This window comes from Georgenia sp. Z1491 (assembly GCF_057652395.1).
In genome coordinates, this window is sequence record NZ_CM172729.1 from 1,883,003 (window position 1) to 1,900,378 (window position 17,376).

General features: G+C 70.9%; 20 protein-coding genes and 1 tRNA gene. 5 read left to right on the forward strand and 16 right to left on the reverse strand.

The window, feature by feature from the left end:
* Window positions 1-7: 7 nt before the first annotated feature.
* The 4 genes from AC24HA_RS08760 to AC24HA_RS08775 all read right to left on the reverse strand — a co-directional run bounded on the left by AC24HA_RS08760 (window position 8) and on the right by AC24HA_RS08775 (window position 3,609).
* Window positions 8-1,213 carry a beta-ketoacyl-[acyl-carrier-protein] synthase family protein gene (locus AC24HA_RS08760; RefSeq protein ID WP_487563625.1) on the reverse strand — a complete coding sequence of 402 codons (1,206 nt, stop codon included), beginning with the start codon at window positions 1,211-1,213 and terminating at the stop codon, window positions 8-10.
* Between the two features lie 140 nt (window positions 1,214-1,353).
* On the reverse strand, window positions 1,354-1,602 hold the full coding sequence (locus AC24HA_RS08765) for an acyl carrier protein (protein WP_425708977.1): 249 nt from the start codon (window positions 1,600-1,602) through the stop codon (window positions 1,354-1,356).
* A gap of 61 nt (window positions 1,603-1,663) precedes the next feature.
* Window positions 1,664-2,680: a beta-ketoacyl-ACP synthase III gene (locus AC24HA_RS08770; protein WP_425708976.1), complete on the reverse strand. Its 1,017-nt coding sequence runs from the start codon at window positions 2,678-2,680 to the stop codon at window positions 1,664-1,666.
* Window positions 2,677-3,609 (reverse strand): ACP S-malonyltransferase, encoded by a 933-nt coding sequence (locus AC24HA_RS08775; protein ID WP_425708975.1) that lies wholly within the window; start codon window positions 3,607-3,609, stop codon window positions 2,677-2,679. The genes AC24HA_RS08770 and AC24HA_RS08775 overlap by 4 nt, the downstream gene beginning before the upstream one ends.
* A gap of 176 nt (window positions 3,610-3,785) precedes the next feature.
* Here AC24HA_RS08775 and AC24HA_RS08780 point away from each other — a divergent pair, with 176 nt between their 5' ends.
* The 3 genes from AC24HA_RS08780 to AC24HA_RS08790 all read left to right on the forward strand — a co-directional run bounded on the left by AC24HA_RS08780 (window position 3,786) and on the right by AC24HA_RS08790 (window position 6,246).
* Window positions 3,786-4,445, forward strand: coding sequence for a hypothetical protein (locus AC24HA_RS08780; protein WP_425708974.1), 660 nt, complete (start codon window positions 3,786-3,788; stop codon window positions 4,443-4,445).
* A gap of 221 nt (window positions 4,446-4,666) precedes the next feature.
* Window positions 4,667-5,371, forward strand: a complete 705-nt coding sequence (locus AC24HA_RS08785) for a DUF6318 family protein (RefSeq protein WP_487563491.1) — start codon at window positions 4,667-4,669, stop codon at window positions 5,369-5,371.
* An 11-nt stretch (window positions 5,372-5,382) separates the two neighbouring features.
* Window positions 5,383-6,246 (forward strand): hypothetical protein, encoded by an 864-nt coding sequence (locus AC24HA_RS08790; RefSeq protein ID WP_425710225.1) that lies wholly within the window; start codon window positions 5,383-5,385, stop codon window positions 6,244-6,246.
* A gap of 208 nt (window positions 6,247-6,454) precedes the next feature.
* Here the strand turns inward: AC24HA_RS08790 and AC24HA_RS08795 are convergent, their stop codons facing one another.
* The 3 genes from AC24HA_RS08795 to aceE form a co-directional block, all read right to left on the reverse strand.
* Window positions 6,455-7,072 carry a hypothetical protein gene (locus AC24HA_RS08795; protein ID WP_425710226.1) on the reverse strand — a complete coding sequence of 206 codons (618 nt, stop codon included), beginning with the start codon at window positions 7,070-7,072 and terminating at the stop codon, window positions 6,455-6,457.
* Between the two features lie 105 nt (window positions 7,073-7,177).
* Window positions 7,178-7,525: a TlpA family protein disulfide reductase gene (locus AC24HA_RS08800; protein ID WP_425710227.1), complete on the reverse strand. Its 348-nt coding sequence runs from the start codon at window positions 7,523-7,525 to the stop codon at window positions 7,178-7,180.
* A gap of 482 nt (window positions 7,526-8,007) precedes the next feature.
* Entirely contained in the window at window positions 8,008-10,749 is a 2,742-nt protein-coding gene (gene aceE, locus AC24HA_RS08805) for a pyruvate dehydrogenase (acetyl-transferring), homodimeric type (RefSeq protein ID WP_425710228.1), read from the reverse strand.
* 230 nt (window positions 10,750-10,979) lie between these two features.
* Here aceE and AC24HA_RS08810 point away from each other — a divergent pair, with 230 nt between their 5' ends.
* A complete protein-coding gene (locus AC24HA_RS08810) occupies window positions 10,980-11,396 on the forward strand; it encodes a DUF3052 domain-containing protein (protein WP_425710229.1) in 417 nt (138 codons plus the stop codon).
* A 96-nt stretch (window positions 11,397-11,492) separates the two neighbouring features.
* On the opposite strand, the gene AC24HA_RS08815 is transcribed toward AC24HA_RS08810, so the two are convergent.
* The 4 genes from AC24HA_RS08815 to AC24HA_RS08830 form a co-directional block, all read right to left on the reverse strand.
* Complete coding sequence (locus AC24HA_RS08815) at window positions 11,493-11,729, reverse strand: biotin/lipoyl-containing protein (RefSeq protein ID WP_425710230.1); 237 nt, start codon at window positions 11,727-11,729, stop codon at window positions 11,493-11,495.
* Window positions 11,726-12,760 carry an alpha-ketoacid dehydrogenase subunit beta gene (locus AC24HA_RS08820; protein WP_425710231.1) on the reverse strand — a complete coding sequence of 345 codons (1,035 nt, stop codon included), beginning with the start codon at window positions 12,758-12,760 and terminating at the stop codon, window positions 11,726-11,728. Before AC24HA_RS08820 ends, AC24HA_RS08815 begins: the two co-directional genes overlap by 4 nt.
* Window positions 12,757-13,707: a thiamine pyrophosphate-dependent dehydrogenase E1 component subunit alpha gene (locus AC24HA_RS08825; RefSeq protein ID WP_463648784.1), complete on the reverse strand. Its 951-nt coding sequence runs from the start codon at window positions 13,705-13,707 to the stop codon at window positions 12,757-12,759. The genes AC24HA_RS08820 and AC24HA_RS08825 overlap by 4 nt, the downstream gene beginning before the upstream one ends.
* Before the next feature lie 228 nt (window positions 13,708-13,935).
* Window positions 13,936-14,652, reverse strand: coding sequence for an IclR family transcriptional regulator (locus AC24HA_RS08830; RefSeq protein WP_425710233.1), 717 nt, complete (start codon window positions 14,650-14,652; stop codon window positions 13,936-13,938).
* A 50-nt stretch (window positions 14,653-14,702) separates the two neighbouring features.
* Here AC24HA_RS08830 and AC24HA_RS08835 point away from each other — a divergent pair.
* Window positions 14,703-14,776: transfer RNA gene (locus tag AC24HA_RS08835), tRNA-Val, on the forward strand.
* A 39-nt stretch (window positions 14,777-14,815) separates the two neighbouring features.
* On the opposite strand, the gene AC24HA_RS08840 is transcribed toward AC24HA_RS08835, so the two are convergent.
* From AC24HA_RS08840 to AC24HA_RS08860, 5 genes are all read right to left on the reverse strand, one after another.
* The gene (locus AC24HA_RS08840) at window positions 14,816-14,980 is read right to left on the reverse strand and encodes an SDR family oxidoreductase (RefSeq protein WP_425710234.1); all 165 of its coding nucleotides are present in this window, start codon (window positions 14,978-14,980) and stop codon (window positions 14,816-14,818) included.
* 240 nt (window positions 14,981-15,220) lie between these two features.
* A complete protein-coding gene (locus tag AC24HA_RS08845) occupies window positions 15,221-15,787 on the reverse strand; it encodes a hypothetical protein (RefSeq protein ID WP_425710235.1) in 567 nt (188 codons plus the stop codon).
* Between the two features lie 105 nt (window positions 15,788-15,892).
* On the reverse strand, window positions 15,893-16,312 hold the full coding sequence (locus tag AC24HA_RS08850; protein ID WP_425710236.1) for a hypothetical protein: 420 nt from the start codon (window positions 16,310-16,312) through the stop codon (window positions 15,893-15,895).
* Window positions 16,313-16,445: 133 nt separating this feature from the next.
* Window positions 16,446-17,051 carry a hypothetical protein gene (locus AC24HA_RS08855; RefSeq protein ID WP_425710237.1) on the reverse strand — a complete coding sequence of 202 codons (606 nt, stop codon included), beginning with the start codon at window positions 17,049-17,051 and terminating at the stop codon, window positions 16,446-16,448.
* Window positions 17,048-17,275, reverse strand: coding sequence for an SDR family oxidoreductase (locus AC24HA_RS08860; RefSeq protein WP_425710238.1), 228 nt, complete (start codon window positions 17,273-17,275; stop codon window positions 17,048-17,050). The genes AC24HA_RS08855 and AC24HA_RS08860 overlap by 4 nt, the downstream gene beginning before the upstream one ends.
* Window positions 17,276-17,376: the final 101 nt, after the last annotated feature.

Genomic DNA, 17,376 nt, shown 5'->3' on the forward strand with positions numbered 1-17,376 from the left:
CCGGCCGTCAGACGCTGCCGACGAGGAGCGCGGCGTTGTGGCCCCCGAACCCGAACGCGTTGTTGAGGGCAGCCAGTCGGCCGGTGCCGGGCAGATCGCGGGGCGTGTCACGGACGACGTCGACGTTGACGGCGGGGTCGAGGTTCTCGATGTTGATCGTCGGGGGAGCGGTGCGCTCCTTGACCGCGAGCACGGCGAAGATCGTCTCCAGCGCCCCGGCCCCGCCGAGCAGGTGCCCGGTCATCGACTTCGTCCCCGAGACCGTGACCTGCTCGCCGAAGAGCCGACGGACGGCCTCTGCCTCGATGGTGTCTCCCACCGGGGTGGAGGTGGCGTGCGCGTTGACGTGCACGACGTCGGACGCCGCGAGCCCGGAGTCCTCCAGCGCGATGCGCATCGCCCGTTCCTGCCCCTGGCCCGACGGGTCGGGGGGAGCGACGTCGAACGCGTCGGCCGTCATCCCCACGCCGAGCACCTCGGCGTGGACGGTCGCGCCGCGGGCGGCCGCGTGCTCGGCCGACTCCAGCACGACGATGCCGGCGCCCTCGCCCATGACGAAGCCGTCGCGGTCGACGTCGTAGGGGCGTGAGGCGGCCTGCGGGTCGTCGTTGCGCGTCGAGAGCGCCTGCATCTTCCCGAACGAGGCCATGGTGACCGGGTGGATCGCGGACTCGGTGCCGCCGGCGATGACCACGTCGGCGATGCCCTTGCGGATCATGTCGACCCCGTACGCGACGGCCTCGGCGCCGGACGCACAGGCGGACACGGGCGCGTGCGCACCGGCGCGTGCGCCGCGCTTGACGGAGATGCTGGCCGCGGGGGAGTTGGCCATGAGCATCGGGACGGTGAGCGGGAGGACGCGGCGGGCGCCCTTCTCCCGGACGGTGTCCCACGCGTTCAGCAACGTGTGGATTCCGCCGATGCCGGTGGCCACGACCACGCCGAGGCGTTCGCCCTCGACGTCGGGCTCGCCGGCGTCGACCCACGCCTCGTCCGCCGCGACGACGGCGAGCTGGCCCGACGGGTCGAGCCGGCGCGCCTCGGGGCGCGGCAGGACCTCGAGGGGGTCGACCTTGACGGTGCCGGCGAAGGTGACGGTCGTCCCGTAGGTCTCGGTCCAGTCGTTGTCGAGGGTCGCCACGCCGGAGGTGCCGGCGAGCGCGGCGGACCACGTCGACGCGACGTCGCCGCCGATGGGGTTCGTCGTCCCCATGCCAGTGACGACGACCTGGCGGCGTGCGGTGGACTGCTCGGGCACGGTTCCTCCTCGGGTGCGCGCCGGAGCGGCGCGATGGTTCGGCCCCCTTCGCGGGGGAGCGGTCGGGGGCGCCTGGCGGGGCCCCCGACCGGTGGTCAGGACTGGGCCCCGACGATGTACTTCACGGCGTCCTGGACCGTCTTGAGGTTCGCGACCTCGTCGTCCGGGATCGTGACGCTGAAGCGCTCCTCGGCGAGGGTCGCGATCGTCATCATCGACAGGGAGTCGACGTCCAGGTCGTCGGTGAACGACGCCTCCGGCTTGACGTCCTCGACCGGCAGCCCGGTCTCCTCGTTGACGATCTCGGCGAGGCCCGTGAGGACCTCCTCCTCCGTGTGTGCCATGTGCTTCTCCTGGTTGGGTTGAACGTGGACGGGGGTCAGTGTGGCAGGCGCGGGCACCGGATCACGGCACCACCACCACCTGTGCGGCGTAGGCGAGGCCCGCGCCGAAGCCGATCTGCAGCGCGATGTCGCCGCTGCTCGCCTGTCCCTCGCGGATCAGGCGCTCGAGCGCGAGCGGGATCGAGGCGGCCGAGGTGTTACCGGTGTCGGCGATGTCCCGTCCGACGACCACGTCGTCGCGCAGCCCCAGGTACTTCACCATGTGGTCGATGATCCGCATGTTCGCCTGATGAGGGACGAACACGTCGATGTCCTCGGGGCGCAGACCCGCGGCCTCGATCGCCCGGCCCGCCATCTTCGTCATCTCGAAGCTCGCCCACTTGAAGACGGTGGGCCCCTCCTGGCGCAGCGTCGGCCAGGAGCGGTCCGCGTCCGGGTCGTCCGAGCGGAACGTGGACCAGGGGTGGGTCTGGGCGATGACGTCGGCCTTGGACCCGTCCGAGCCCCACACCGTCGGACCGATCCCCGGGGTGTCCGAGGGGCCGACGAGGGCGGCGCCGGCACCGTCGCCGAGGATGAAGCTGATCGACCGGTCGGTGGGGTCGATGTACTCGCTCATCTTCTCCACGCCGATGACGAGCACGTGCTCGGCGGTGCCGGAGCGGACGAGGGCGTCGGCCTGGGCGATGCCGTACGCGTACCCGGCGCACGCGGCGGAGATGTCGTAGGAGGCCGCCGGGTTCGCGCCGATCCGGTCGGCGACGATGCCCGCGAGCGACGGCGTCTGCGTGAACCAGGTGACGGTGCCGACGATGACGGCGTCGACGCTCGTCGCCGGGACGCCGGCCGAGGCGAGGGCCGCCTCGGCCGCCGACGACGCCATGTCGGCAACCGTGGTGCCGGGGTTCGCGTAGGTGCGCGTGACGATGCCCGTGCGCTGCTGGATCCACTCGTCGGAGGAGTTGATCGGCTCGACGATGTCGTCGTTGGGGACGACGTTCTCGCCGCGGAAGCCCCCGACGCCGAGGATCCTCGCGTGAGGGTTCGGCGGTGCGGTCCTGAGTGCGGGGCGGCTCATGAGGCTCCTTCGGTGTCCGTGTCGACGAGCTCGACGGCGGCGGCCAGGTCGTCCGGGGTGGACAGGGCGCGGGCGGTGACGCCCGGAAGGGTGCGCCTGGCCAGTCGGGTGAGCACGCCGGCAGGGGCGAGCTCGACGGCGGCGCGCACCCCGCGGGAGAGCATGGTCTCGCAGCACAGGTCCCACCGGACCGGGTGGGCGATCTGGGCGACGACGCGCTCGAGCGCCTCGACGCCCGAGGTGACCTCGACGCCGTCCCGGTTGGACAGGAGCGTCACGCGCGGGTCGGCCGCGGCGAGGCCGCCCGCGGCGGAGCCCACGACGTCGACGGCGGGACGCATGTGCTCGGTGTGGAATGCGCCGGCGACGGCGAGCGGCACGACCCGGGTTTTGGCGGGCGGCTGCTCGGCGAACGCGGCGAGCTGCTCGAGGGTGCCGGCCGCGACGATCTGGCCGCTCCCGTTGACGTTGGCGGCGGTCAGCCCGGCCGCCTCGATGGCGGCGGTGACCTCCTCTGCGTCGCCTCCCACGCAGGCGGACATGCCCGTGGGCGTGACGGCGGAGGCGTCGGCCATGGCCCGGCCGCGGACCGCGACGAGACGCACGGCGTCGACGTCGGACAGGACGCCCGCGATCGCGAGTGCGGCGAGCTCGCCGACGGAGTGGCCGGCGGTCAGTGACGGCACGAACCCTGGCGAGCGGGCCTCGAGCGCCCGGAACGCGAGGATCGAGGAGGCGACGATGAGCGGCTGGGCGAGCGCCGTGTCCTTGATGGTCTCCGCGTCGGCGTGCGTGCCGAGGTCGGCGAGGTCGAGGTCCGCGGCGGAGGACAGCTCGTCGAGCAGAGCGGCGGAGCTGGGGTCCTCGACCCACGGGGCGAGCATGCCCGGCGTCTGGGCCCCCTGGCCTGGGGCGAGCACAGCGATCATCGGGCCAACCTACCGCCGGAGCGACGGCAGGTCAGGGCTCCGCCTACGTGTCGGACGCCTCGCAGGGGGTTGCGCCGCGGGGACCGGTACGGGCCTCCGAACGGGCGACACCGTGGGTGAGACCGGGAGCACTCGCTCACCGAGCGAGTTCGGTCGTGGCCGCTATCCTGAGGAGCATGTCCCTCGCGCGCCGTCCTGCTCTCCTGCTCGCACTGCTGCTCGCCACGACCGACCACGGCCACCACCGGCCCGCCCACGAGCAGGCGCCCGACCCACGCGAGGAGCAGCTGCGGGCGCGGCTCGAGGAGGACCCGAACGACACGGTCGCGTTCAACGAGCTCGCGGAGATCGTGCGCCGCCACGGCTCCCAGTCCCGCGCGGCGGACCCGTTGACCGCGGACGTCCCGCAGTCGGACCCGCGCTCGGCCGACCTCGCCGTGTGGGCGCTGGCCGAGGAGCTCGCCGGTCGGCCGAACGCCTGGTACCCGCTCATCGAGCTCGCCCGGCTCTCCGTGGAGGACGACCTCGACGGCGCGAACCGGAGGCTCGGTGCGGCGTGCGCGCGCGAGGAGACCGGCCTCGCGCTCGCCGAGTCGCTGTGGGTGCTGCGGGAGTCCGGCCACCCCACGCATGCGCACGCGCTGGCGACCGCGCACTGGGACGCCGAGCAGCACGTGCCGGCAGCGGGCCGCCAGATCGTGCTGGCCGCGATCGAGTCCGAGCGCTACGAGGACGCCGAGAAGTACCTCGAGCTCCTGGACGCGCACGAGGACGAGGAGAGCGCCGCCGTCGTGACCGAGCTGCGCTCGGTGCTCGAGGACGCCCGCAACCAGTAGCCCTCGACGTCATCGAGTGTGCGGTTCTCGACCCTCGAGCGTGCGGTTGGGCTTGTCGAACCTGCGGTTCGTCGGGGCTCCATCTCGGCGGGGACGGCGCGGGCGCCTGCGGGTGTGGACGGCCCAGGTTGTGCACAGGGTGAGCGGTAACCGCCCACCGCGTGGGCCGGGCCGCTAGCCTCGGCTGCATGACGCGACCAGGGGGGCGCCGTCGGCGTCGGTTGACCGCACTGCTGCTCGTCGGTGCGATGGGACTGGCCGGCTGCGGTGGCGAGGGCGACGACGACGCGGACGAGACGCAGCGACCACCGGTGCGTGTCGGACCCGACGACGAGGCCGAGTCCGGGGAGACACCGTCCGACGGGATGACGGAGACACCGTCGGAGTCGTCGAGCGGTCGTGAGTCCGGTTCAGCCGGGGCCGAGGTCAGCACCGAGGACATCGAGTGGACCGAGTGGGAGCTCGAGCGCCGTGCGCGGCCCGCGCCCGAAGCGCCCCCGGAGATGGACGACGACGGCGAGGCCGGCGCGCTGGCGGCGGCTCATCACTTCCTCGAGCTCATCGAGCACCTGACTGAAACCGGCGTAACCGGACCGTTCGTGGAAGTGTCGGGTGACGACTGCGGATACTGCTCGTCATTGGTTGATTCGACCGAAGAACTTGCGATCGATGGCAGATATATCGACGAGTACGTGGTACGGATCGATGAGTCGATCGTCGGCGCACCAACTGAACAGCATCCTGATTGGATCGTCGAGTTCAGGGGGTCCGAGGAGCCTCGTTCAGTCGTCGACGTCCACGGTGAGCAGATCGAAGCAGTGGAGGAAGCACCCTTCATCATGCATATCGTTCTCCGACATCACGACGGAGAGTGGCAGTTCGTTGCTGGAGCATATGAAGCTAGTTCGGACGAGACCGCGTCATGAGGAGGTACACCGTGACGCTGGGCAGTCTCACCACCGTTCTAGCATTGATATGGGTTACACCCGTGGCTAGTGCTGACGATGGAGAGCACGGCGGAATCGGTACCGGAATCTCTGACGAGGGTGTGGATGTCGCCGCGTCCGAGCAGCTGGCATCGGCCCGCGGCACGACCAACAGTGAAGTCGCGGAGAGCGGGCATGCCACCGATCGCGGACACGGCGCCCCTGCCGAAGCCCAGCGCGCGTTCGTTGCGCTCGGTCTCGGCAAGGGCAACCCGGGGTTCTACGGCTCGCAGATCGGGCAGTGCACGAGCGTGATGGAGCAGGGGACAGGCTCGACGTGCGCACTCGAGGCGCCCTGGTCGGTCTCCCGTCCGCAGGCCGACGTGCCTGCCGCACCCGGGGAGGACCCCGTCGTCGTGACGGTGTCCCGGTCCGAGGCGGCGAGTCTGCTGGTCAACACGGGGGAGGCGATGATGGACGGTCGGTGGCAGTTGGCGAACATGCCCGTCCTGCTCTGGACCACGGCGGCCGAGCACACCGTGTCCACCGAGCTTCTCGGACAACAGGTGGATGTGCGGTTCACGCCGGCCGAGCACGTGTGGGACCCGATGGACGGCAGCGCACCGTTCTCCAGCGGGGACGATCCGGGCGCCCCGTATCCCGCGCACACGGTGTCCTATCCGTACTCCGACGGCCATGAGGCGATTCATGTCGAGCTCACCACCGTCTGGGAGGCCGAGTTCCAGGTGGGTGGGACGGGCGTGTGGGAGCCGATCGACGGAACGATCCCGATCACCACCCGCACGGAGGACTTCGAGGTACGTGAGCGCCAGGTGCGTCTCGTGCCCGAGTGCGCCGTCCACGGCCGCTGCTGACCCCATCCCGGTCAGGGGCCCCATCGGGTAGTTCATCGCCTGCAGCGATCGAGCAGGGGGCCGGAGTCGCGGTCGTGCGCCTCCTCGAGCTTACGAGCTCTCGATCTTCGCGAGCTCGGCAGGCGCTACGTCAGGGACGGGGTGCGTCGTCGTCGACGATCGGGCCGGACGTCTGACGGACGCCGTAACGCTCACCGCATTGCCGGCACTACCCCCACGACTGGCGCAGCGAACGTGCGCGACGGGTATGGCGGACCTGTACGACGATGCCGACAACGGCCAGCACGAACTGACCGACGTACCACAGCGGTTCGTCGACGACAGCGACCCGGGTGTCGACGTAGTGGTCGAGGTCGACGTTGCCGAGCAGCAGCAGGAGACCGCCGACGGCGGCGCTCGCACCGGCCAGCGCACTGATGACGACGAGCACCAGGTCGGGCATGTCTGTGACGGCCGCGAGCAGGCCCAGTACGACGCCGCTGACCACGCCCACTGCCATGATCACCCACGGCTCGGAGACGCCCAGAGCCCCGGCGACGGTCCGGCCGAGCACGAATCCCATCGAGGCGAACCCCAGCACGACGGCGATCGAGAAGAAGACGAAGGCCAACCAGGAGAAGACCAGAGCGAGGACGACCGCTGCCATCCAGCCGGCCGTGCTCGCGAGGTACCCCTCGCCGGTCACCTCGGCAACCACCACCATGCCGAGCCCGAACCCGACCAGCGCGCCCCACAGGGCGAGCAGGACGCGCATAGCCCCGCGCCCGCGGAAGCACAGCAGCAGCCCGATGACAAGGGCGAGCACACCTACGACGACGTCACTCACACGGCTCTCCGTCCCTCTCGCGGTCGGGTCGGCCGCCCGGCGTACGGGCTGCCACCCCAGTGTCTCGCGCGCAAGCCCGCCCGTGTGGCAGGACCGGCGTGGTAGCTACCCGCGTGCGGGAACGAGCCGGTCGAGCAGCTCGCGCACACCCGCGAGCCTCGGCGCATCCTCCTGGCGGGCGAGCACCGCGCCGTCGGGGTCGAGGAGGAAGAACGTCGGGGTCCGGGTGACGCCGAGAGCCTCGCCGAGCTCGAGGTGCCGGGTGATCTCCAGCTCGACGTGCCGCACGCCGGGCTCCTTGCCGGCGACCCAGGCGAGCAGTCCGCGCGTCGACCGGCAGGGCGCACAGAAGTTCGACGAGAACTGCACCAGGGTGGCACGCCCGCCCAGCGGTCCACGGATGCCGAGCTCCTCGGCAGTGAGAACAGGTGCCCTGCCCGGTGACGTGCTCATGCGATGACGTGCTCCTTGTCGAGGGGCGCGGGGTGTGGATCGCGCTCCGCCTGGTTCAACGTCAGATTCAACCGTCGCGGACGCGCAGAATTCCGCGTCACGACCGGCCCCACCCGACCGCTGGGCAGCTGCTCAGACCACCTGGCCGGAACGTCACCACGCCCCGGGATCCGATCGCCGGATCGGCCGGCCGACCGCTCCGGCCACGGCAGTCGCGCACGGGGCCGGAATTACTGCTCGAGAGGTGCCAGCAGGCATCACCAGGTCGCACCACCGCTCCCACAGCGAGCGCGGTTCGACCGACCGCACTCTCGACCAGCGCCAACCGCACGCTCGATGACCGGAAACCGCACGCTCGACGACCGGAAACCGCACGCTCGACGACCGGAAACCGCACGCTCGACGAAGGGGGTGCGCAACGACGGGAGGGGCTCCCGGCCAGGTCGGCCGGGCGCCCCTCCCGTTGGTGTGCTGAGCGTGCGTCAGGAGTCGCCGCCGGCGGTGCCGGACTGGCCGGCCCGCGGGTTGAGCAGGTCGTACTTCTCGATCGCCTCGCGCACCACGGAGCCGTCCATCGACCCCTGCTTGACGAGGGCCTGCAGCGCCTTGACCACCATCGAGTGGGAGTCGATGAGGAACTGCCGGCGCGCGGCCGGCCGGGTGTCGGAGTAGCCGAAGCCGTCCGCCCCGAGCGTGTGGTAGTCGCCGGGCACCCACTGGCGGATCGAGTCCTGCACCTGGTGCTCGTAGTCCGAGGTGGCCACGAACGGGCCCCCGGCGTCCTCGAGCTTGGTGGTCAGGTACGCGACCTTCTGGTCCTCGGGGTTGAGGAAGTTGTGCTTCTCGACCTCGAGGGCCTCGCGGCGCAGCTCGTACCAGCTCGTCACGGACCAGACGCCGGCGCGCACGCCCCAGTCCTCGGCGAGGATCTCCTTGGCGTGCAGCGCCCACGGCACGCCAACGCCGGAGGCGAGCAGCTGGACCCAGGGCCCGTCACCCTCGGCCGGCGAGACCCGGTGGATGCCCTTGAGGATGCCCTCCACGTCGACGTCGTCGGGCTCGGCCGGCTGGACGAGCGGCTCGTTGTACACCGTGAGGTAGTACAGGACGTTCGGGTCGCGCTCGTCCTCGCCGTACATGCGGGTCAGGCCGTCGCGGACGATGTGCCGGATCTCGTAGCCGTACGCGGGGTCGTAGTGCACGAACGCGGGGTTGGTCGACGCCAGCACGGGGGAGTGCCCGTCCATGTGCTGGGTGCCCTCGCCGGCGAGCGTCGTCCGGCCCGCGGTGGCGCCGATGACGAAGCCCCGGGCCAGCTGGTCGCCCGCGGCCCAGAACTGGTCACCGGTGCGCTGGAAGCCGAACATCGAGTAGAAGATGTAGACCGGGATCATCGGCACGCCGTGCGTCGCGTGCGAGGTGCCCACGGCCTGCAGCAGCGACGCCGAGCCGGCCTCGTTGATGCCCGTGTGCATGATCTGGCCCTGCTCGGACTCCTTGTAGGAGAGCATGAGCTCGGCGTCGACCGGCGTGTAGTTCTGACCGGAGGTGTTGAAGATCTTCGCCGTCGGGAAGATCGAGTCCAGGCCGAACGTGCGGGCCTCGTCCGGGATGATCGGGACGATGTGGCGGCCCAAGCCCTTGTCCTTGATGAGCTCCTTGAGCAGCCGGACGAACGCCATCGTCGTGGCGACCTCCTGCTTGCCCGAGCCCTTGGCGAGAACCTCGAACGGCTTGTCCCCGGGCATCTCCAGGGAGGGCTCCGGCTCCCGGCGCTCCGGGACGAACCCGCCGAGCTCGCGCCTGCGCTCGAGCATGTACTGCAGCGTCGGGTCGTCCTCGTCGGGGCGGTAGTACGGCGCGTCGTACGGGTCCTCGAGCTGCTCGTCGCTGATCGGGATCTTCACCGAGTCGCGCAGCATCTTCAGGTCCGCGACCTGCATCTTCTTCATCTGGTGCGTGGCGTTGCGACCGGCGAAGTGCGGGCCGAGGCCGTAGCCCTTGACCGTGTGCGCGAGGATCACCGTCGGCTGGCCGGTGTGCTTCGTGGCGGCCGTGTAGGCGGCGAAGATCTTGCGGTAGTCGTGCCCGCCGCGCTTGAGCGCCCAGATCTCGTCGTCCGTCATGTCCTTCACCAGCGCCTTGGTGCGCGGGTCACGGCCGAAGAAGTGCTCGCGGACGTACGCGCCGTCGTTCGCCTTGAAGGTCTGGTAGTCGCCGTCGTTGGTCGAGTCCATGAGGTTGACCAGCGCGCGGTCCTTGTCGGCCTGCAGCAGAGCGTCCCACTCGCGGCCCCACACGACCTTGATGACGTTCCAGCCGGCGCCGCGGAAGAACGACTCGAGCTCGCGGATGATCTGGCTGTTGCCGCGCACCGGTCCGTCGAGGCGCTGCAGGTTGCAGTTGACGACGAACGTGAGGTTGTCCAGGCCCTGGTGGGCGGCGAGCTGGAGCATGCCGCGCGACTCGGGCTCGTCCATCTCTCCGTCGCCGAGGAACGCCCACACCCGCTGGTCGGAGGTGTCCTTGATGCCGCGCTCGGCCAGGTAGCGGTTGAACCACGCCTGGTAGATCGCACCGGAGGGGCCCAGGCCCATCGAGACCGTGGGGAACTCCCAGAAGTCCGGCATCTGGTGCGGGTGCGGGTAGCTGGGCAGACCCCGGCCGTCCTCACGGTGGCTGTACTCCTGGCGGAAGCCGTCCATGTCGGCCTCGGTCAGGCGACCCTCGACGTAGGCGCGGGCGTAGTTGCCCGGCGAGGCGTGGCCCTGCCAGAAGATCTGGTCGCCGCCGCCCGGGTGGTCCTTGCCCCGGAAGAAGTGGTTGAGGCCCACCTCGTAGAGGGTCGCCACGGACGCGTAGGAGGACAGGTGGCCGCCGACGGCGACGTCCGGCTTCTGCGCCCGCGCCACCATGACGGCGGCGTTCCAGCGGATCCAGCCGCGGTAGGTGCGCTCGACGTGCTCGTCGCCGGGGAAGTACGGCTCGTCCTCGACGCCGATGGTGTTGACGTGCGGCGTGGTGAGGTTGCCGGGGACGGCGATGTCGCGACGCCGGGCGTGGCGCAGCAGGTTGAGCAGGATGTAGCGGGCGCGGGGTCCCCCGCGGTCGTCGATGAGGCCGTCCAGGGACTCGAGCCATTCGGCGGTCTCGTCCTTGTCGATGTCCGGTACCTGGCTCAGCAGGCCGTCGATCAGCGGCCGTCCGTGATCAGTGGCAGTCACGTCATCTCACTTCCCGGGTGTGTGCGCCGAGGCCTCCGGCGCCTGCATATGGGCCACACCATCGTAGGCCGCCCCGTGTGGGCGGGCCCAACTTCCCGCCTGTACCCGATGAGGTGAGATGCCCGATACCGTGCGGGGTGACGTCGCGCGCTCGCGGGGCGTCCGCAGCGACCTCCGGGACCCCGGGGGCGCATCGTTCGGGCGTCAGCCCGGGGAGGAGTAGTCGGGCTGTGCACGCCAGTGCGTACGAGGCAGTCGCCGGAGCGTTCGCGCCCGGCCAGGTCGTCCAGGAGTTCTGGTGGGACGAGGACGCCGACGACGGCCTGCGGGAGGCCGTCGAGAAGCACACGGGCACCGAGCTCGTCGACGAGAACCACTCCGACGTGTGCGACGGCGCCATCATCTGGTGGCGCAGGTCGGACACCGAGGAGGGGGACCTGACCGACCTGCTCGTCGACGCCCAGGCCAACCTCGACGACGGCGGCACCATCTGGGTGCTCACGCCCAAGCCGACCTCGCCGGAGCACGTGGGCCCGGCCGAGATCTCCGAGGCCGCCCAGATCGCCGGCATGAACGCGACGTCCGCCGTCGCGGCGGGGAGCGAGTGGTCGGGCACCCGGGTGGTCTCCCGGTCCCGCGGGAAGTAGCGCCCGGGGCGGGGACGGCCCCCGGAACGGCGACGCCCCCGGGGCTGGGACGGCCCCGGCGTGGCAGCTCCTCGAGGCGGGTGTTCGTCGAGCTGGTTATCCCTCGATCCGACCGATGACGTCGCCCTGGTGGACGGCGGCGTCCTCCTCGGCGACGACGCGCAGAACCCCTGCGGCCGGCGCGGTGACCTCGACCGAGACCTTGGCCACCTGCACCTCGGCGATCAACTGCCCCTCGGCGACCTGCTCGCCGTCGGAGGAGTACCACGTGGCGACCACACCCTCGGCGCTGGGGTCGTCCTCGTCGACCCGGGGGAAGAGCACCTCCCTCATGCCACGACCCTGCGGATCGCGTCCTCGATGCGCGCGTGCAGGGGGAGCACCGCGTACTCGAGGTCGTGGGCGTAGGGGATGGGGATGTCCGGCATCGTCACGCGCTGCACCGGCGCCGTCAGGAGCCGCGGGTCCTCGTCGGTGATCGTCGCCGAGACCTCGCCCGAGAGCCCGAACGAGAGGTAGTCCTCGTCGACGACGACGAGCCGCCCCGTCCTCCCGACCGAGGCGAGGATCGCCTCGCGGTCCAGCGGTACGAGCGAGCGCAGGTCGAGCACCTCGGCGCTGATCCCCTCGCCCTCGAGCTTCTCCGCGACGTCGAGGGCGTGGTGGACCGACAGTGACAGGGTGACGACGGTGACGTCGCTGCCCTCCTTGACGACGTTCGCCCGTCCGATCGGCACGAGGTGCTCGCCGGCGGGGACGTCGCCGATCGACCGGGAGTTCTTCTTCATCCAGGGCAGGCCCATGATTCCCTTGTGGTACATGAAGACCACGGGGTCGTCGTCGCGGATGGCCGACGTCATCAGACCCTTGGCGTCGGCGGGGGTCGAGGGGACGACGACCTTCATGCCCGGCAGGTGGGCGAACGTGCCCCACAGGCACTGGGAGTGCTGGCCTCCGTCGGAGTAGCCGCCGCCGACGGCCGTCGCCAGCACCATCGGCACGGAGACGTGGCCGCCCGAGAAGTACCGGATCTTGGCCATGTGGTTGTAGATCTGGTCGAGGCAGACGCCCATGAAGTCGGCGAACATCAGCTCGACGATCGGCCGCATCCCCTCGGTCGCCGCCCCGATGCCGAGACCGATGAACGCGGTCTCGGAGATGGGGGTGTCGATGATGCGGTCGGGGCCGAACCGGTCGAGGAGCCCGGTGGTGGAGGAGAAGATGCCGCCGTAGGAGCCGACGTCCTCCCCGAGGTAGACCACCGTGTCGTCGCGGTCCATCTCCTGCGCGACGGCCTCGACCATCGCCTTGGACGTGTTGAGCCGGCGGGTGGTGGCGGGCTGGGTGGTGTCGGTGGCGGTCATGACTGCTCCTCGGCGAAGACGTACCGGTGGACCTCGGCCGGGTCCGGGATCGGACTGTCCTTGGCGAACGTGACGGCATCCTCGACCTGCTCGCTCGCCCGGGCGCGGATGCTCTCCTCCGTGGCGTCGTCCAGGACGCCGGCGCCCCGCAGCCGCTCGGCATAGCGGGGGATCGGGTCGAGGTCGGCGACCGAGGCGAGCTCGGGGCGGTAGCCCTGGGCGTCGCCCTCGAAGTGGCCCCACATGCGCACGGTGGCGACCTCGATGAGGCTCGGCCCGTCTCCGGCGCGGGCGCGGGCGACAGCGGTCTCGGCCGCTGCGTGCACCGCGTCGACGTCGTTGTCCTCCACTCGTACCCCGGGAATGCCGTACCCGGCGGCGCGCTCGGCGTTCGACGCGACGGACGTCGATGCCGTGCGGGGCACGGAGATGCCCCACTCGTTGTCCTCGACGACGAAGACGACCGGGAGCTGCCAGAGCGCGGCGAGGTTGAGCGACTCGTGGAAGGCACCCTGGTTGGCGGCGCCCTCCCCGGTGACGGCCACCGCGATGCCGCCGGTGCCCTTCCGCCGGAACGCGAAGGCGGCTCCGAGCGCCGGCGGGTACCCCTCGGCGATGATCCCGGAGCAGGAGAAGTGCACCGCCGGGTCGAACAGATGCATGTGGCCGCCACGGCCGCGTCCCAGGCCGGTCTCCCGGCCGAAGATCTCCGCCGTCATCCTCCTCAGGTCCACGCCGTGGGCGACCGCGAAATGGTGGGGCCGGTGGGGTGCCGTCACGGCGTCGTCGGACGTGAGGTGCGCACAGATGCCGGCGGCGACCGGCTCCTGTCCGGCCGAGAGGTGCATCTCGCCGGGGATCTGCCCCTTGCCGATGTCGAAGCCGGGGCCCTTGTCCACGTGGTACTCCCGCAGGATCGCCTCCTCGTAGGTGCGGGAGCGGACCATCGTCTCGAACAGCTCGAGGCGGACCTCGTCGGGCGGTGGGGCCGCGGCCGGTGGTTCGTCCGTCGTCGGCTGCGGGGGTGGGTTCGTCGTCGTCGACATGTGTGCCTCCGTTGGCTCGTGTGCCGTTGGTGCCCACCATCGGCCTGGCCCGGGCGCGTCGCAACGCCGAGTTTTCAGTTGGTGATAATCCGCGGGCCGCGGCGCGGTGGAGGTCCGGACCGAGCAGGATCAGGAGGGTGCGAGGGCGACGAGGCCCGCCGTGCGGTGCAGCTCGTCGATGCGCGCGAGCACCTGCTCGGCGCGCCCCGCGGGGACTGACACCGCGACCGCCTGCGCGCGACCGGGCACCTGCACGGCCACACACACGACACCGAGCAGGTACTCCTCCCGGTCGACGGCGAACGGCACCTGCCGCCCGATCTGCGCCATGAACGCCCTCGGGGAGGTGAGGGTGTGCGGAGTGAGATCGGCGAAGGTGTGCCGCGCGACGAACTCGCGCCGGTCGTCGTCGGGCAACGACGTGAGCAGGGCCTTGCCGAGGGCGGTGGCGTGCGCGGCCTCGTCGAACGCCACCCACATGTCGATGCGTGGCGCCTCGGGCGAGTCGACGACCTCGGTGAGCAGGGCCTCGCCATCCGCGTACGTCGAGAGATAGGCGGCCGCGTGCAAGGCGTCGTGCAGCCCGCGCAGCACGCGCCGTACACGGTGGGGCTCCGCCCCGCGGCCGAGCGCCGCCGCCTGGTCGCCGAGCGCGTAGCCCTCGTTCGTGTGCTCGACGTAGCCCTCGTGCACGAGCGTGCGCAGCAGGTGGTAGGCCGTCGGCAGCGGGATCCCGACGGCGCGGGCCAGCTTCTTGGCGGGCTGGGGCGACCGGGCGTCCCCGAGCGCGTCGAGCAGGTGCGTCGCGCGGACGACCGAGTTGATGAGTGTCGGCTTCGTCGCCATCTCGCCTCCACTGCCAGGGTAGCGCCGCGGCGCCGGTTAGGCTTCGGCGCGGGCCCGTAGCTCAGCTGGTCAGAGCGCCGCGTTTACACCGCGTAGGTCGCCGGTTCGAACCCGGCCGGGCCCACTCGTCGAGGGTCGACCTGCGTCGCCCGGGATCCCCCTCTCACCGCGTGGTGTGGGCGCCGCCGTTGACGTGCATGTGCTGTCCGGTGAGGTGGCGCGCCCCGTCGGACGCCAGGAAGGTGACGAGGGACGCGACCTCCTCGGGGTGGCCGGCGCGCTTGTCGTAGGTCCGTTCGACCAGGGCGGTGCGACGCTCGTCGCTCATCTGCCCTCCGAACAGGTCGGTGCCGTCGTCTCGCCGGGCGTCGTCGACAGTGTCCTCGCTGCGGATGACGCCGCGACCGCGGGCCTGACGCTCGACGAGCTCGACCAGCTGGAGGACCTGCTGTCGAGACTCGTGCCGTGAACGTACGCAGTCGACCGTCCTATCGGCGCCGTCGGGCGGCGCGTACCGGACGACAAGGTGTGCGGCCGACCGAGGTCCACCCGGTCCGGCGCGACTCCCTCACCCGAGCCACCAGGGTTTGAGGTCGATCAACCAGTGACTGCGCAGCGTGAGTGCACGCTCGAGCGACGCCGCGGTGCCGGCGATCAGCAGGGTGGTGTTGAGCCAGGCGGGCAACGAGATCGGCGAGGTGTAGGTGCCGACACGGTCGCCGACGACGTCCCACTGGGTCACCGCCTCGAGCAGCTGCGGCCCGAAGAGCACCAGCCCGATCAGCAGGATCACGACGGCTGCGCGCCCGATCCACCTGCTGAGGGCGGGGTGCCGATGCTCGGCCACCGCGCGCCAGTACTCCGCGCTGTGCCGGACCGGCCTCAGCGTGCGCTCCTGGCCGCCGTCGTCGGGCACCAGGTGTATCCGCCGGAGCCCGGAGGCCCCGACCGCGACCTCGAGGATGCCGCCGGGCACGGGGAAGGCGGTGGGCTGCTCGGACACCAGCTCCTGTCGACCGTCCACGTAGAAGTGGACCGTGCCGTCCCAGCTGAAGTACCTGACGTCGACGGCGTAGTCGCGTGCGACTCCGTCCTCGTCGGTGAGCTCGACCTGAAAGACCGAACGGGTCAGCATCTGCCAGGGACGGTGCGGCCTCAGCGCACTGCCGTCTCCCGGCTCGGTCCTGACCGGCCGGCGCCTGCGCCGCCGCTCCGACCACATGCCGCCCCCTCGTCGGGATCAGCCCTTCTTTCGCGAGCCCCCGGCGATGAGCGCGATGGCGATGGCCATCATCCAGGAGTCCTTGGCCAGCGACGTTCCCTCGCCGGACGGGCGCACGCCGTCGTCGGTGGTCTTGGCCGGGTCGCGGAAGTAGATGCTCAGCAGGCCGGCGGAGAAGCCGCCGAGCGCGAGTCCGGCCAGGCGGTTGGGGACGAACGGCGCCAGCAGCGCCGCTCCGACGCCGATCTCGCCGTAGCTGAGCAGCTTGGCGAACTGCGTCGGCTCCAGCGAACCCAGCTGCGGGATGCCCTTCTCGGCCTCGGCCTGCACGTAGCCGGCGGTCTCCTCGTCCATGCCGATCTTGCTGATGCCCGAGTTGAGGATGAAGGCGCCCGGGATCCCTCGGAGGGCGATGTTGGCGATTGCGTTGAAGGCCATGAGAGGTCCGATCTCCAGAGTCAGACGGGGGTGCGGTCGCTTCACACTAACCGCCTGCCCACCGGTGGCGGAGGTCGGGCCGTACCCGGCCGCACGTCGAGCAGCTCACGGGTGGGAACGCCGTGCTGGCCGATCAGCGCACGAGGTGAGCCGTCGCCGACCGTCGCCGGCGACGTGTCGCGGAGCGTCGCGACAGCGCTGTCGGCTGCGAAGCGGGGGTCGACGTCTCCCCGGCGTCGACGACCGACATGATGACCGCCGCGGTGCTGGTGAAGCCGATGGCGAGGGCGAGAAGGAGAGAAGGGACGAGGTCGCTCGGCGACGGGATCCAGCCGCCGAGGATCCACGGCAGGACCACCAGGGCAACTACGGCCAGCGAGGTGACGATCTCGTTCGCGGCGAGCGCGAGAGACCTCCTCGTCGCGCCCTTCTTCACGATTCGACGGGACGTGTCGACGGTGGCGATCACCAGCGCCGCTGCGCACACCACGCACGTGACGGTCGCCCAGACCGGCTCCGCACCGACCAGGGCGAGAGGGACGATCAGGGGCAGGCTGTACGCGATGAGCACCCACCGGGTGCCTGCCCGGATGTACCGGTCCGGCGAGCTGCCTGCGGCACCGCGGGCCCGGTGGAGCGCCGAGTCGAGGTAGAAGAACACCGCCACGATGAACGTTCCGACGAGGGTCGCTGCGATGCTCGCGAGGGCGAGCAGGAACTCGTCGGATCCGTCTATCACTGTCGGTACCTTCCCTCTCTACCGTGCTCCTCGCTGGTGGAGTTCGCTCCGTCGACCGTGATGAGCTGACCCGTGATGTACGACGCGCCCTCGCCGGCGAGGAACGCGATCGCGTACGCCACCTCGTCCGCGGTGCCGGACCTGCCGACAGGTGTGGCCGCGCCCATCGCCCGCTCATGGTCCGAGCCGGTGATGATGGCGACGCGCTGTCGTCGGGATGTCATGGCGAGACCTTCCACTGGCTGTACGACCGCGGGCGGTAGCGGACGTACGAGGGTCGGCCGACCGGTCGCTGCCGGTCATCGCCGTGCCCACAGACTTCTGC

Bases quoted from the DNA above. Each gene is read 5' to 3' on its own strand.
- AC24HA_RS08760 (WP_487563625.1), bottom strand. From the start codon at position 1,213: ATGGGGACGACGAACCCCATCGGCGGCGACGTCGCGTCGACGTGGTCC.
- AC24HA_RS08765 (WP_425708977.1), bottom strand. From the start codon at position 1,602: ATGGCACACACGGAGGAGGAGGTCCTCACGGGCCTCGCCGAGATCGTC.
- AC24HA_RS08770 (WP_425708976.1), bottom strand. From the start codon at position 2,680: ATGAGCCGCCCCGCACTCAGGACCGCACCGCCGAACCCTCACGCGAGG.
- AC24HA_RS08775 (WP_425708975.1), bottom strand. From the start codon at position 3,609: ATGATCGCTGTGCTCGCCCCAGGCCAGGGGGCCCAGACGCCGGGCATG.
- AC24HA_RS08780 (WP_425708974.1), top strand. From the start codon at position 3,786: ATGTCCCTCGCGCGCCGTCCTGCTCTCCTGCTCGCACTGCTGCTCGCC.
- AC24HA_RS08800 (WP_425710227.1), bottom strand. From the start codon at position 7,525: ATGAGCACGTCACCGGGCAGGGCACCTGTTCTCACTGCCGAGGAGCTC.
- AC24HA_RS08815 (WP_425710230.1), bottom strand. From the start codon at position 11,729: ATGAGGGAGGTGCTCTTCCCCCGGGTCGACGAGGACGACCCCAGCGCC.
- AC24HA_RS08820 (WP_425710231.1), bottom strand. From the start codon at position 12,760: ATGACCGCCACCGACACCACCCAGCCCGCCACCACCCGCCGGCTCAAC.
- AC24HA_RS08825 (WP_463648784.1), bottom strand. From the start codon at position 13,707: ATGGTCCGCTCCCGCACCTACGAGGAGGCGATCCTGCGGGAGTACCAC.
- AC24HA_RS08830 (WP_425710233.1), bottom strand. From the start codon at position 14,652: ATGGCGACGAAGCCGACACTCATCAACTCGGTCGTCCGCGCGACGCAC.
- AC24HA_RS08840 (WP_425710234.1), bottom strand. From the start codon at position 14,980: ATGAGCGACGAGCGTCGCACCGCCCTGGTCGAACGGACCTACGACAAG.
- AC24HA_RS08845 (WP_425710235.1), bottom strand. From the start codon at position 15,787: ATGCTGACCCGTTCGGTCTTTCAGGTCGAGCTCACCGACGAGGACGGA.
- AC24HA_RS08850 (WP_425710236.1), bottom strand. From the start codon at position 16,312: ATGGCCTTCAACGCAATCGCCAACATCGCCCTCCGAGGGATCCCGGGC.
- AC24HA_RS08860 (WP_425710238.1), bottom strand. From the start codon at position 17,275: ATGACATCCCGACGACAGCGCGTCGCCATCATCACCGGCTCGGACCAT.